We start from the raw sequence: 14,254 nt of genomic DNA, 5'->3' as shown, positions 1-14,254 counted from the left end.
TATGAAAGAATACAAAGTTGAAACCCTTATTTATTATTCTAAAATAACTTTTGACAAATATCATATTGTTAATTCGTCGAACAAGGAAATTCAAGAAAAATTAAATGAATATGCAAAAGACGGCTGGCGTTTGGTCTCTACTGATGCCTCAAACTTTGGTGCGGCTATGTACATCTATTTATATTTTGAAAAATAGCCTTTAAGCATAGATTTTCATTGCCAATTAATTATAACTAAATGTCCCTGAAACACCTTAACCGGTTTCAGGGATATTTAATTTAAGAGAAGACATACACATTGGCCAACATATTAAAATCTTTTACGTTTATCTTGAGACAACTTTCTGTGAAAGCTGCAATAAACCAAACCCAATGGCTAACGACCAAGACCAAATTAATGAGCTAGTACAAAAACTTGAACTTCTTCTTAAGAAACAACAAGATTTTAATATCGAGGTTAATGAGATCCGTAGAGATATTCAAATACTAAGAAATACTCAAACAATAAAGTTTAACGAGGCACAAGAAAAATTAGTCATTGAACCTGTAAAGGAATACGTTAATGAGCCTATTGTTTTTAATGAAGCTGAATTAATCAAAACCCAGAAGGAGGCCATTGAAACCTCGGTTACGACTCAAGAACAACCTATTAATATTCCCGTTAAGAAAATTGCAACTCCAAAAGGAAAATCAAACCTTGAAAAATTTATAGGTGAAAACCTCATCAATAAAATTGGAATTTTAATTACTGTAATCGGTGTTGTCATTGGCGCAAAATATTCTATTGAAAATAATTTAATAAGCCCACTTACCCGAATAATTCTTGGTTATTTAATGGGGTTAGGTTTATTAGGTTTTGCCTTTAAATTAAAAGCAAAATATGAAAATTATAGTGCCGTTTTAGTAAGTGGAGCATTGGCTATTATATATTTTATAACATTCGCTGCTTATGACTTATATGGACTATTCCCTCAACTATTGGCATATGGTATTATGCTATTATGCACTGTTTTTGGAGTCGTAGCGTCTCTTAATTATAATAAACAGGTAATAGCGCATATTGGTTTAGTTGGCGCATATGGTGTACCATTTTTACTAAGTAATAATTCTGGAAACACCGCTGTATTATTTAGCTACATGGCGCTCATAAATATTGGGATATTAATCATCTCATTAAAAAAATATTGGAAAGCTCTTTATTACATCTCCTTTGCTTTTACTTGGTTAACATATGGTGCTTGGCATGCGTTCAATAGTATAGAAGAAAGTTTTTACATGGGCTTTACCTTTCTCACAGCCTTCTTTCTCATCTTTTATGCAACATTTTTAGCCTTTAAATTATTAAAAACTGAACATTTCAAGGTTGGTGATATCATCTTGATTTTATTGAATTCATTCATTTTTTATGGCTTTGGAATTGCTTGGTTGTACGATTATGAAAATGGTGAGTCATATTTAGGACTCTTTACCTTAGCAAATGCGTCAATACATTTTTCGGTAACCTTATTCATATTTAAGAAAAAATTAGCAGATCGAAAATTATTCTTTTTAACCTCTGGCTTTGTACTCACATTTATAACTATTGCCATACCAGTGCAATTAGACGGCAACTGGGTAACCCTAATTTGGGCATTTGAAGCTGCGTTACTTTTTTGGATAGGGCGAAGTAAAAAAGTTTCTTTCTACGAACATTTATCTTACATAATGGTAGCATTTGCCATTTTAAGCTTGATTATGGACTGGACATATACCTATCAAAAAATTGGTGTATATGATAGTTTAGCAACCTCTAAGCCATTTTTCAACAGCACCTTATTAACTTCCTTACTTTGCGTTTCCGCTTTTAGCTTTATGACTTGGATTCAAACGAAATTCAATCTTGAAAAGAAAACTATAGCGAATAGATTTATGGTGTTTGGATTGCCAGTTATATTGATTCTATCGCTCTATTTATCCTTTTATTTAGAAGTTGACTTTTACTGGAACAATGCCTTAGAAGCATCTGAAATAGAATTTTCAGAAACCGACAGTTATTATTTTTACCATAATTACAACTTAAGAGATTTAGGCACTGTGTGGAAACTCTTCTACACCATGCTATTTGTTAGCATACTTAGCATTCTCAATTCCTATAAAATTAAAAATAAAGCTTTAGGTATAGTTACAGTTTGTTTTGGCTTATTAATGGCTATTACATTTCTTGGTATAGGCCTTTATACCCTTAGTGAACTTAGAGAAAATTTTCTGTCGCAAGAGCTTTCTAAATATTTTGAAATAGGTAATTACAACATATATATACGATATATTGGTTTCACTTTTTTTGCATTATTATTATTCGCAATACGAATATTAGTTCGACAAGACTTTATGAAAATTAACTATAGAGTACCTTTCGAGATTGTAATGCACATTTCTATTATCTGGATCTTAAGTAGTGAACTATTAAATTGGATGGACTTATCTGGTTCGGAACAGTCATATAAACTAGGCTTAAGTATCTTATGGGGACTTTATGCTCTTTTACTAATTGCCATAGGCATCTGGAAAAAGAAAAAATACCTTCGTATTGGTGCGATAATTCTTTTCTCTTTCACTTTGATTAAGTTGTTTTTCTATGACATTTCATCATTGAATACTATCTCTAAAACTATTGTATTTGTCTCGCTCGGAGTTTTATTACTGATCATTTCTTTTCTTTACAATAAATACAAACACATCATAGCAGATGAATCAAAATAATAATCTATTCTTATTATTTATCATTCTAACCACGTCATATTGTTTGGGCCAGATGAAATCCTATTCAAAAAAAATAGAATTAAAAGGAATAGAGAACCAATGGCATACCATTCAATTACCCAACGAAGTTTTTCAAAACATGAATTCGAATTTAACCGATATTCGAGTTTATGGAGTAACAACTAAAGACACCATTGAGGCACCTTATATTCATAATGTTTCAAAAGCGGTTGATGCAAATTCATTTATTTCTTTTAATTTATTGAATAGCGTCAATAATGCCAAAGGATTTTTCTATACCTATGAATTACAAGAAAAGGAAATTATTAATGAGATTAAATTAAGTTTTAAAGACCCTAATTTTAATTGGCTTGTTACACTTGAAGGAAGTCAAAACCAACAGGAATGGTTTACACTATTAGATGATTACCGCATTCTTTCTATAATGAACGATCAAACAGATTATTCATTTACTACTTTGAAATTTTCGGATGCTAATTTTAAATATTTCAGATTATTGATTAAAAGTCCTGAAAAGCCAAAATTAGAATCTGTAAAAATCTTAAAGAAAGCAAAAAAGGCCCCTCAATACCACGATTACATCGTAAGCTCGTTCAATGTTTTCCAAGAAGAAAAAAACACAATAATAAATGTCGACTTAAAAAACAGGGCTCCACTAAATCTATTAGAGCTTTCTGTAGATGATAAAATTGATTATTACAGACCTATTACCATACAATACCTTGTAGACAGCGTTAAGACAGAGAAAGGATATCATTATAATTATCGAACAATGGCAACAAGAACTCTTTCTTCTATCGAGAAAAATAGTTTTCAATTACCAGGCACCATGGCGCAAAAACTTCGCATTATTGTTTCTAACAATGATAATCAGCCTTTAATATTTTCTAATATCAAACCTAAAGGATATATACATTGTCTAACTACCCGCTTTACAATGCCGGCAACATATTTTCTTGTTTACGGCAAAACAAATGATAAAGCTCCAAATTATGATATAACAAAAACTTCTATTTCTATTCCAGATAATATTTCAAGTCTTCAATTCGGAGATGCAATAGACATTCTTAAACCAAAAATCGAAACCAAAAAACCCCTTTTCGAAAATCAATGGTGGCTATGGTCAATTCTTGGTGTCATTATACTACTATTAGGTTTTTTCACCATCAGTATGATGAAAAAAGAGATTTAGAAAATTACACTTCTCATTTTTTGACACCAAAAAAAGCCTTTTGTTTTTAACTTGTAAGTTAATTAAACTGGCTCGCCATAAAGATCAAAATCTGCAGCTTCGGTAATTTTCACATTCACGAACTCGCCTTGTTTCACATAATGCTTTGCAGCATCTATTAATACTTCGTTATCAACATCTGGGGAATCAAATTCAGTTCTACCTATAAAATAGTTTCCTTCTTTTCGGTCTATAATACAACGAAAAGTTTCTCCTACTTTCTTTTGGTTGAGCTCCCAAGATATTTGAGATTGAATTTCCATAATAATATTGGCACGCTCTTGCTTAACATCTTCTGGCACATCATCTACCAATGAGTATGCATGTGTATTTTCTTCATGGCTATACGTAAAACATCCTAATCGTTCAAAACGCATGGCTACAACCCAATTCTTCAAGATCTCAAAGTCTTCTTTGGTCTCACCTGGGTAACCAACAATTAAAGTGGTTCTTATTGTCATTTCTGGAACCGCTGCCCTAAACTCTTGTAATAACTTCGTAGTCTTAGCCTCTGTAGTTCCACGACGCATACTTTTCAGAATACGGTCAGATATATGTTGTAATGGTATATCCAAATAGTTACAAACTTTTGGTTCCCTATTCATAACATCCAAAACATCCATAGGAAAACCTGCCGGAAAAGCATAATGTAAACGTATCCACTCAATTCCATCAATCTTCACCAATGCTTCCAAAAGCTGAGCAAGATTTCTTTTTTTATAAAGATCCAAGCCGTAGTATGTAAGATCTTGTGCTATAAGAATTAATTCTTTTACTCCTTTAGCGGCCAACTTTTCAGATTCGGTCACTAAATCTTCAATAGATTTACTTTTATGCTTACCACGCATTATAGGTATTGCACAAAATGAACAAGGTCTATCACAACCTTCGGCTATTTTAAGATACGCATAATTCTTTGGTGTAGTCGTTAAGCGTTCTCCTATCAATTCATGCTTATAATCAGCACCCAAGGCTTTTAACAAACCTGGCAATTCACTAGTGCCGAAGTACTCATCAACATTTGGTATTTCTTTTTGTAAATCTGGCTTGTAACGTTCACTAAGGCATCCGGTAACAAAAACCTTATCCACAACTCCATCTTCTTTCTTTTGAACATACTCCAAAATGGTATTAACACTCTCTTCTTTAGCGTTGGCAATGAAGCCACAGGTATTAATAACTACTATGTTTCCTTCCTCCTCATGCACAACTTCTTTGTTATTGGCCTTTAATTGACCCATGAGTACTTCAGAATCATAAACATTCTTCGAACAACCTAATGTTACTACGTTGATTTTGTTCTTCTTAAGGGTTTTTGTCCTCATAATTTAAATTGGGGTGCAAAAATACGATTTGGGTCTTTAAAAACGTTAGATATGGATAAATTTACTAGTATTCTTTAGTCGATTATTTAAAATAACCTTCCAAACCACAACTTGGCCATGAAATTTCCCTATTATTTCATCCTACTTATCGTGTTATCATTTTTTTTTGTCTGTTCTAGCGAATCTGATTCTGAAGCCGAAAAAAGTGAAACACTAGCTGTTATTGCTCCAGTACCTCTTGATACCTATTTTCCACCTATAACAAAAACAGACAAATGGGAAACCCTTTCAATAAAAACTCTTGGATGGAATAAAAACCTAGTCTACAATTTATATACTTATTTAGAAGATAACGATACCGATGCCTTCATAATCTTGAAAGATGGTAGAATTGTCATTGAAAAAGGCTCCACCTGGTACTATCATAATGCACCGTACACTTTGCTAGATGATGTAATTGCAAATGCTACCGATACAGATATTAATTCATATTTCTCAGAAAAATTAAAGACCTATTGGTATGCAAGTCTTATTTATAAAAGTTGGATATAATAATGTTTTATTTAGCTCAGCTAGAAGCATGGCTCTATTCGGAATTTTAAATTTAAACCAAGATATCTGGAATGGTACGCCTATTCTAACTGACACAACGTATTTTAATTCAATGACCAATTCTTCTCAAGATTTAAACCTTTCATACGGTTACTTGTATTGGTTGAATGGAAAAAGTAGTTATAGAGCACCAGGTTCTGAAGTTGAATTTTCAGGTAGCTTAATACCTAATGCACCTTCAAATCTCTATGCCGGCTTAGGAAAAAACGACCAAAAAATATATATGGTGCCAAGTTTAGATTTAGTTGTGGTTAGAATGGGTGGTGCGAGTAGTGAAATTCTATTAGGGCCATCTATTTTTGACAATGAACTGTAGGGACTGATAAATGAAATAATTAACTAATTTAAAGCGTTTTAACATACCATTCACACCCCTTTGGTTATAATTTACAATTAAAAAAATACAATATGAGATTATCGACCTTAATTTTGTTCATTTCTCTTTTAGCACTTTTCGGATGTTCTTCTGATGATTCAAATGAACCTACCCTAGTTGAAAAGGAAATGTATTTTCCACCTATAACAGGTTCTGAATGGGAAATCATATCAATTGAAGAATTAAAATGGAATGCAAGTGCAAAACCAGCCCTAATTTCATTTCTAGAACAAACTAAAACAGATGCGTTTATAATTCTTCAAAATGGAAGAATTGTAATTGAGGAATATTTTGGGGATTTTGACGAAGCCAAACCGCACTCCTGGAATTCAGCAGCTAAAACGCTAACTAGTATGACGGTTGGTATTGCCCAACAAGAAGGGTATATAGATATTAACATGCCTTCATCAACCTATATGGGTACAGGTTGGTCGTCTTTAACCAGCGCGCAAGAATTGAACATTACGGTTCGCAACCATCTTACAATGACTACAGGTTTAGATTATACTGTACCTGAAAATTTCAGTACCGAAAAGGAATACTTTCTATATAAAAATGAACCCGACACCTATTGGTATTATCATCAAGGAGCATATACTGTATTAGACCATATTATCGCTGGTGCAGTTAATCAAGATTTTACAGATTATTTCAATTCTAAAATCAGAAATAAAATTGGAATGAAAGGCTCATGGGTACAGCTGAATCAACTTAACCTATATTTCAGTCCCGCTAGAAGTATGGCTCGTTTTGGTTTATTAAATCTCAATAGAGGTGTATGGGATAAAACTCCCATATTAGATGATATTGCTTACTTTACAGATGCTACAACCACTTCACAAAATCTTAATCCTTCGTACGGATATTTATATTGGTTGAATGGAAAATCAGCTTATAAAGTCCCAGGTTCTGAGGAACTGTTTGAAGGCAAATTGATTCCTAATGCTCCAAATGATTTAATCTCAGGGTTGGGAGCCTTAGACCAGAAAATGTATATAGTACCTAGCAAAGGCCTCGTAATTGTGCGTATGGGAGATTCTGGTGGCGAGGATGAATTAGGCCCTACCACCTACGACAATGAACTTTGGAAACATATCAACAACATTATATTAGAATAACATGTATTCATAAAAACCTTTATTTTACAATTATCTTTATATAGCTCAAGCTAATAACAATGCTTATTTTTGTCTAAAAAATTGATGGATTTTAGAAAAATAGCCGAGAAAAGATATACCACAAAAAAATATGATGCTTCTAAGAAAATTTCGGAAGCTCACATCCAAGATTTGAAGCATATTTTAATGCTTAGCCCATCTTCTATTAACAGTCAACCATGGTTATTTACTTTTGTTTCTCATAAGGAAACAAAAGATGCTTTAGCTGAAGCATCTTTCTTTAACGCTCCTAAAATAACCAAAGCAAGTCATCTCGTAGTGTTTAGTGTTCAGGATAATCTTGAACAATTCGAACGCCATGTAGAAGAAAATTTAGCAGAAGGTTCTGTAAATTACTACAAGCAATTTCTGAAAGACCAACCATCTGAAAAAACCATTAATTGGCTAACTCAACAAGTTTATTTATCTCTAGGTTTTTTCTTAGCCGCCTGTGCTGCTATGGAAATAGATTCTACACCAATGGAAGGTATCGAGCCTGAAAAATATAAGGAAATTCTGAACATAAAAAATCACAAGGTACTATTTTCTGTTGCCATAGGTTATCGTGATCCTGAAGATGGCAATCAACCTAGTATAAACGGTAAATCTAGATTATCCATTGATAAGATAATAACTTCAATTGAATAGGATATCAATTATCTATTCTTCCCTCATTAATTCAAACAAGGTAATTTCTGGTCTAACATTAAACCGGACTTGAAGTAGGCATCCTAAAGCACTATTAATATAAAGTGTTCTACCGTCTTCCAAATCAATTTCTCCCGCATCATATTTTTTATTTCTAACAGGAAGCATTGGCGGAGGCAAAAATGGTGGCTTTACTTGCCCACCATGCGTATGCCCAGAAAGAATCCAACCCTTAAAATTATTCCAAACAGGTAGGTCACAAACATCCGGATTATGACATAGGGTAATATTTGCCTTTGAAGCATCATACCTCTTTGTCGCTTTTTCAGGATGAAAATTAATTCCCCAAAGGTCATCTATGCCTATGAAATTAATACCATTTAACTCTATGGCATCATTCCTTAACACAGTTATACCAGCTTTATCTAAACTTTTCGTTATACTGCTTGCCACAGATTCTTGAGCGTAATCGATACCATAATCATGATTACCAAGAATTCCAATAGTTCCTAAACTTCCTGTAACTGCATATTTAAGCACTTCCTGCAATTGTAAAATTTGCTCAGCATCATCATAATTTACATAGTCACCAGTATACACTACAAAATCTGGCTTTAGGGCTTGAGCTTCTTTAAACGAATCTATGATGTATTGATAATCGAAACTTTCACCAATATGTATATCGCTAATCTGCATTAAAATTTTACCTTCAAGATCTTTTGGTAAATTTTTTAATGGCATTTTAACATGAACAAACTCCATCCAAAAAGGCTCAATCTGCCAACTATACAATCCGGTTAAAATACTTAAACCAGCTCCCCACTTTAAAGTTTTCTTTATAAACTTTCTCCTTTTCATTAATTCTAAATTTTTTTATCCTTTAGACATTATTAGATAAGAAATTTCACTTTTCAGGAACTCCTATCCGAAATAAAACTGCCTTTTAAACCTACTAACTTATTTAAGATTAACATGATATTTCATATCCCAAAGGTTCCGATAAAACAAGATATTTGAAATATAATTGTCTTCATAATTACTAAGAAAGAAGAACTTATCTTCTCTAATTATTTTTAATAAGTTCACTTTTCCAATCTTTAATATCGTTAGCATTCAATCGAACAAACTCATCTTTATTTTCTTTATCAGCTAATTTCGATGATATTTCTGCCGCTTTAATAGCCTCCGAGTACTTCTCTAAATCGGATAAAATCAAAGACTTAACTCGATAAAAATAATAAGTATCACCCCCCAAATTTAAAGCCATATTAATATAACCAAGTGATTTAACCTTAAGAATTCCCTGCTCTTGACAATACCTTGCAATCTCGTAGTAAGTTTGCGCGGTAGGTGAGTTCAATAATTTTTCGTTAATCTGAGCTTGCATAAGTGACTCCGTATCAATTTGAATAGGAATAGATACTTTCGTATTACCCCACTTCCAAATCATAGTAATTTCGTTGTGATTTATTTCATCAAACGAAATCAAAAAATTTCCTTGAAACTCTAATGTTTTCAGTGGGATGACCTTTACCCTTAAAGCATCGTCTTGAGAATTATAATCCAATCGACCATCACCCCAATATGTAGTGTTATTGTGAAATACAATTTGCCATTCATCCTCTTCGGGAAAAGCATATAAAGCATAGCTACCTTTTGGTAGGGCTTGTCCATCAATTACAACATCACTAAGAAATGTTATTTTGGTAGATTCATTGGCGCCAACTCGCCAAATTCGGCCGTAAGGTACGAGTGCGGACTTTCCATTTACTTGATCACCAAATAATACACGCCCTTTCGCAGATGGTCTAGAATATTCTACCTTGATTTTTGAAAGTCCGAATTCTTGTTCTATTGTTGTAAAAGGGCTTGCCTTTGGATGATTGATCTGTGCCCAGCAAAAACTAGATGCAAAAAAACAAATAATGAAACCAACCTGCCTCAATTTTAAATTTTAAAGAAAGAATCTACAAACTCATATTTATTAAACACTTGTAAATCTTCGATACCCTCACCTACACCAATATACTTAACCGGTATTTTAAACTGATCGGAAATACCGATAACCACACCACCTTTTGCTGTGCCGTCTAGTTTAGTAATAGCCAAGGCGGTTACCTCAGTAGCCTTGGTAAATTGTTTCGCCTGTTCAAAAGCATTCTGACCTGTAGAACCATCTAGAACCAGTAATACTTCATGTGGTGTGTTTTCTACTACCTTTTGCATCACGCGCTTTACCTTTGTCAACTCATTCATTAAATTGACCTTATTATGTAATCGACCAGCTGTATCAATAATCACAACATCGGCATCTTGAGTTACGGCAGAACTTAAAGTATCAAAAGCCACTGAAGCAGGATCACTTCCCATTTGTTGCTTAACAATTGGCACATCTACCCTATCGGCCCAAACCTGCAGTTGGTCTATCGCTGCAGCTCTAAAAGTATCGGCAGCACCTAATACAACTTTTAAACCTTGTTTTTTATATTGATAAGCAAGCTTACCGATTGTTGTTGTCTTACCCACACCATTAACACCTACCACCATAATCACGTAGGGTTTCTTAATATTTGATATATTTAAACCTGTATTTTCACTTTGGTTCGTTTCGGATAATAAACCAGCAATCTCTTCACGTAAAATTCCGTTGAGCTCATCTGTACCTACATACTTATCTTTCGCAACCCTAGCTTCAATTCTAGTAATTATTTTCAAAGTAGTATCGACTCCAACATCAGAAGAAACTAAAACTTCTTCTAAATCATCAAGCACATCGTCATCTACTTTAGACTTGCCAGCAACCGCCTTTCCCAACTTTGAAAAAAAGTTAGTTTTAGTCTTTTCCAAACCTTTATCTAAGGTTTCCTTTTTCTCTGAAGAAAATATTTTTTTAAATAAGCTCATTGTTAAAACTATGGTTATTCAAATATAAAAATTAAAAAGCCCCTTTCGTAGGAAAGGGGCTTAATAACTACTGAAAGTTAATTTTCTTATTTCTTGGCAATCCAAGCATCTACCAATTCTGGTGGCATTACTTGTTCAACAAAAACGTAAGCACCTGATTTTTGTGACTTAACCATTTTTATTGCCTTTGTCAATCTTTTAGAACTTGTCTGTAAACTTGCTACGGTCTTCTTAGCCATGACTTATATTTTTTATGATTTTCTTAAATCGAAAATCTATTTAATTTCTTTATGAACGGTCATTCTCTTAAGAATAGGATTGAATTTTTTAATTTCCAATCTCTCAGGAGTGTTCTTTTTATTCTTCGTAGTGATATATCTTGAAGTACCTGGTTGACCAGATTCTTTATGCTCTGTGCATTCTAATATAACTTGTATTCTATTACCTTTCTTTGCCATCTTACGCTCTATTTTCCAGATTACTTAATAACTAATCCTTTTGCTTTTGCTTCTTTCAAAACAGCAGATATACCTTTCTTATTGATACTCTTTAAAGCTCTTGTTGATACTTTAAGAGTTATCCAACGGTCTTCTTCCGGAATGTAAAAACGTTTTTTTGAAAGATTTACATCAAATCTTCTTCTCGTCTTATTAATCGAAAACGAAACATTGTTTCCGAACATCGCTTTCTTTCCCGTAATCTCACAAACTTTTGACATCGTGCTGGTTTTTTCTTTTAAACAGGGTGCAAATTTATATCATTTTTATCGTTCAGACAACTATAAACATCACATTTTTAAAATTTCTTTTTGAAGCAGCTCAAATGCCTTATTCACAGCCTTTTCCACAATACGTTCTCGAGTGCTTCCCATTTGAAATTCTTGAACTAAATGCATCTTGGGACCATCAATCGCAATAAATATAGTTCCAACCTCTGCATTTGAATCTCCTTTTGTCGGGCCAGCATTACCGGTTGTCGCAATTGCAAAATCTGTTTTCATCAATTCTCTCACCCCTTTTGCCATAGCACTTGCAACCTCTGCACTAACCACAGAATGCTTATCGACAATTTCTTGCGGCACCTTAAGCACATTTACCTTACTTTCCGTTGCATAACTTACCACACTGCCTTTAAAGTACTTTGAAGCTCCTGGTATAGAAGTAATACTTTCAGCTATCTTACCACCCGTAAAGCTTTCGGCCGTTGATATTGTTAAATTTCTTTTTGAAAGCAATTTTCCAATAACTTCTTCAATTGTTTCATCATCCTCTAAACCAAACATGATATCACCAATAAGAGGATAAAGTTTTTCACATTCCGCATCGATTAATGCGACCAAATTAGAATAGTCTGATCCTTTTCCAGATAAACGCAATCTCACTTTACCTAAATTAGGCAAGTAAGCCAATTTTATAGAAGATGGAAGATTGTATTCCCAAGACTCTATTCGATTGGCAATTGAGCTTTCACCTAAACCGTAAGTGACTATAGTTCTATGTATAATATGTGGTCTCCTGTAAAAAGCAGCTAATTTAGGTATGACCGAGTCAACCATTAAATGCTTCATTTCAAAAGGCACACCTGGCATTGAAATGAATGTTACTCCCTCTTGATGCATCCACATTCCTGGTGCTGTACCATTCGCATTATGTAATACTTCTGCCTTACTAGGCACTAAGGCTTGTTTTCGATTGATATTTGATATGGGTGTATTTGAAATATATTTTGCGAACAACTCCTCAACATGTGCCAGTACTGCAGCATTCTCTACAAGCTCATCATTAAAAAACTCACAAAAGGTATGCTTAGTAATATCGTCTTTTGTTGGCCCAAGGCCACCAGTTACCAATACGACATCTACACGTTTTGAAGCATCGCTAAATGCATTTAAAATATGCTCCTTATCGTCTTGAATTGAGGTGATTTGATAAACGGAAATCCCTATTTTATTTAGCTCTTTGGCTATAAACACGGAGTTGGTATCCACTATTTGGCCTATGAGAATTTCATCACCAATAGTAATAATTTCTGCAAGCATTATAAATGAAAGTCTTTTTTTAATTCTGCAACAACCTGATTAATATCGGTTTTAAGTAATGGAAATTTCCTCTCCATTTCATCCATATTGCCTTCTACTTTTCCTAATGTTTCCAATTCTAAAGCAATGGCACGTGTTTGCTCCATACCCAACAGGTCAACATTAGGTTTTATTTTATGAGCTAACTGATAAACCTGACCATAGTCTTTGGCAGTTAGCGCCTTTTCCAATAAATCCAAATCTTCAGGAACTTCTTCCAAAAAAACAGATATAACAGAATTTATAAAATCCTGATCACCCTCTGCCATCTCATTAATCTTATCCAGGTTATAAATCATTATTTAATTTTTAAGGTAAAAAGCTCTATATTTTCCAAACTCCCCGAAAGATAGTCATTTGGACTTATTTTCCCAACACCGGCCGGAGTTCCTGTAAAAATTACATCTCCTTTTTTAAGCATAAAGAATGTTGAAACATATGCTATAATCTCATCAATTTTCCAAAGCATTAAACTGGTATTTCCATTCTGCACTACCTCATCATTCTTTACCAACTTAAAATTTAAGTCATTAAGGTCTTTAAATTGTGTTTTAGGGAGCCAGGCACCTATCACAGCAGCACCGTCAAAACCTTTTGCCTTTTCCCATGGCAGGCCTTTCTCTTTTAATTTCGCCTGTAAATCTCGAGCGGTAAAATCAATTCCTAATCCTATTTCATCATAATAGGAAGATGCAAACTCCTCGCTAATATGTTTACCTACTTTTTTAATTTTGACCAATACCTCTACTTCATAATGAATGTCATTAGAAAACTCGGGGATATAAAAATCTTGTTGTTTGGGTAAAACTGCAGAATCGGGTTTTATAAAAACAACAGGTTCTTCTGGTTTTTCATTACGAAGCTCCTCGATATGCGCAGTATAATTTCTGCCGATGCAAATAATTTTCATAAATACATTATCTATTCTTAGACATTTTTAAACTTATAACCGGTATTAAATTCTCTTTGTTTCCTGGCGCTTTTATCACAAAATCTGACCATTCTACCATACCATAAATCATCATTTTAAAGTTGTGATTCTTTTGATAAACAACTACAAAAGTAGGAAAGAAACGATTTTCTAAAACTTAATTTTTTTTAAATAGGATATTCATATTTATTCGTATATCAATTAAAAGTAAGAAACAGCCATTCTAAACCCGCT

General features: G+C 33.5%; 17 protein-coding genes. 7 read left to right on the top strand and 10 right to left on the bottom strand.

Annotated features, from left to right (window positions below; translation table 11 throughout):
* Position 1 precedes the first annotated feature (1 nt).
* From AACZ49_RS15820 to AACZ49_RS15810, 3 genes are all read left to right on the top strand, one after another.
* Positions 2 to 196 (top strand): DUF4177 domain-containing protein, encoded by a 195-nt coding sequence (locus tag AACZ49_RS15820; RefSeq protein ID WP_339656913.1) that lies wholly within the window; start codon positions 2 to 4, stop codon positions 194 to 196.
* A gap of 175 nt (positions 197 to 371) precedes the next feature.
* Positions 372 to 2,738, top strand: a complete 2,367-nt coding sequence (locus AACZ49_RS15815; RefSeq protein ID WP_339656912.1) for a DUF2339 domain-containing protein — start codon at positions 372 to 374, stop codon at positions 2,736 to 2,738.
* Positions 2,739 to 2,790: 52 nt separating this feature from the next.
* Positions 2,791 to 3,951 carry a DUF3999 family protein gene (locus AACZ49_RS15810; protein ID WP_339656910.1) on the top strand — a complete coding sequence of 387 codons (1,161 nt, stop codon included), beginning with the start codon at positions 2,791 to 2,793 and terminating at the stop codon, positions 3,949 to 3,951.
* 62 nt (positions 3,952 to 4,013) lie between these two features.
* Here AACZ49_RS15810 and rimO read toward each other — a convergent pair whose 3' ends face one another.
* Positions 4,014 to 5,315: a 30S ribosomal protein S12 methylthiotransferase RimO gene (gene rimO, locus AACZ49_RS15805; protein ID WP_339656908.1), complete on the bottom strand. Its 1,302-nt coding sequence runs from the start codon at positions 5,313 to 5,315 to the stop codon at positions 4,014 to 4,016.
* A gap of 117 nt (positions 5,316 to 5,432) precedes the next feature.
* On the opposite strand from rimO, the gene AACZ49_RS15800 reads away from it, so the two are divergent.
* The 4 genes from AACZ49_RS15800 (at position 5,433) to AACZ49_RS15785 (ending at position 8,108) form a co-directional block, all read left to right on the top strand.
* A complete protein-coding gene (locus AACZ49_RS15800; protein ID WP_339656907.1) occupies positions 5,433 to 5,867 on the top strand; it encodes a hypothetical protein in 435 nt (144 codons plus the stop codon).
* The gene (locus AACZ49_RS15795) at positions 5,836 to 6,243 is read left to right on the top strand and encodes a hypothetical protein (protein WP_339656905.1); all 408 of its coding nucleotides are present in this window, start codon (positions 5,836 to 5,838) and stop codon (positions 6,241 to 6,243) included. Before AACZ49_RS15800 ends, AACZ49_RS15795 begins: the two co-directional genes overlap by 32 nt.
* A 92-nt stretch (positions 6,244 to 6,335) precedes the next feature.
* Complete coding sequence (locus AACZ49_RS15790) at positions 6,336 to 7,421, top strand: serine hydrolase domain-containing protein (RefSeq protein WP_339656903.1); 1,086 nt, start codon at positions 6,336 to 6,338, stop codon at positions 7,419 to 7,421.
* A gap of 84 nt (positions 7,422 to 7,505) precedes the next feature.
* Complete coding sequence (locus tag AACZ49_RS15785) at positions 7,506 to 8,108, top strand: nitroreductase family protein (RefSeq protein WP_339656901.1); 603 nt, start codon at positions 7,506 to 7,508, stop codon at positions 8,106 to 8,108.
* Positions 8,109 to 8,120: 12 nt separating this feature from the next.
* On the opposite strand, the gene AACZ49_RS15780 is transcribed toward AACZ49_RS15785, so the two are convergent.
* The 9 genes from AACZ49_RS15780 to AACZ49_RS15740 all read right to left on the bottom strand — a co-directional run bounded on the left by AACZ49_RS15780 (position 8,121) and on the right by AACZ49_RS15740 (position 13,999).
* Positions 8,121 to 8,966 (bottom strand): metallophosphoesterase, encoded by an 846-nt coding sequence (locus AACZ49_RS15780; RefSeq protein ID WP_339656899.1) that lies wholly within the window; start codon positions 8,964 to 8,966, stop codon positions 8,121 to 8,123.
* Between the two features lie 205 nt (positions 8,967 to 9,171).
* Positions 9,172 to 10,053, bottom strand: coding sequence for a DUF2911 domain-containing protein (locus tag AACZ49_RS15775; protein ID WP_339656897.1), 882 nt, complete (start codon positions 10,051 to 10,053; stop codon positions 9,172 to 9,174).
* Between the two features lie 2 nt (positions 10,054 to 10,055).
* Positions 10,056 to 11,012: a signal recognition particle-docking protein FtsY gene (ftsY, locus tag AACZ49_RS15770; protein WP_339656895.1), complete on the bottom strand. Its 957-nt coding sequence runs from the start codon at positions 11,010 to 11,012 to the stop codon at positions 10,056 to 10,058.
* A gap of 86 nt (positions 11,013 to 11,098) precedes the next feature.
* Positions 11,099 to 11,251 carry a DUF4295 domain-containing protein gene (locus AACZ49_RS15765; protein ID WP_339656893.1) on the bottom strand — a complete coding sequence of 51 codons (153 nt, stop codon included), beginning with the start codon at positions 11,249 to 11,251 and terminating at the stop codon, positions 11,099 to 11,101.
* 36 nt (positions 11,252 to 11,287) lie between these two features.
* A complete protein-coding gene (gene rpmG / locus AACZ49_RS15760; protein ID WP_058105695.1) occupies positions 11,288 to 11,470 on the bottom strand; it encodes a 50S ribosomal protein L33 in 183 nt (60 codons plus the stop codon).
* 20 nt (positions 11,471 to 11,490) lie between these two features.
* Positions 11,491 to 11,730 (bottom strand): 50S ribosomal protein L28, encoded by a 240-nt coding sequence (rpmB, locus tag AACZ49_RS15755; protein ID WP_079512565.1) that lies wholly within the window; start codon positions 11,728 to 11,730, stop codon positions 11,491 to 11,493.
* Between the two features lie 69 nt (positions 11,731 to 11,799).
* A complete protein-coding gene (locus tag AACZ49_RS15750; protein WP_339656890.1) occupies positions 11,800 to 13,050 on the bottom strand; it encodes a competence/damage-inducible protein A in 1,251 nt (416 codons plus the stop codon).
* Complete coding sequence (locus AACZ49_RS15745) at positions 13,050 to 13,388, bottom strand: Hpt domain-containing protein (RefSeq protein ID WP_339656888.1); 339 nt, start codon at positions 13,386 to 13,388, stop codon at positions 13,050 to 13,052. Before AACZ49_RS15745 ends, AACZ49_RS15750 begins: the two co-directional genes overlap by 1 nt.
* Positions 13,388 to 13,999, bottom strand: coding sequence for a fumarylacetoacetate hydrolase family protein (locus tag AACZ49_RS15740; protein ID WP_339656886.1), 612 nt, complete (start codon positions 13,997 to 13,999; stop codon positions 13,388 to 13,390). The genes AACZ49_RS15745 and AACZ49_RS15740 overlap by 1 nt, the downstream gene beginning before the upstream one ends.
* Between the last annotated feature and the right edge of the window lie 255 nt (positions 14,000 to 14,254).

The organism is uncultured Maribacter sp. (assembly GCF_963975365.1).
In the GTDB taxonomy this organism is placed as follows: Bacteria; Bacteroidota; Bacteroidia; order Flavobacteriales; family Flavobacteriaceae; genus Maribacter.
The sequence above is the reverse complement of the archived record's forward strand: the minus strand, read 5'-3'. Positions and strand labels throughout refer to the sequence as shown.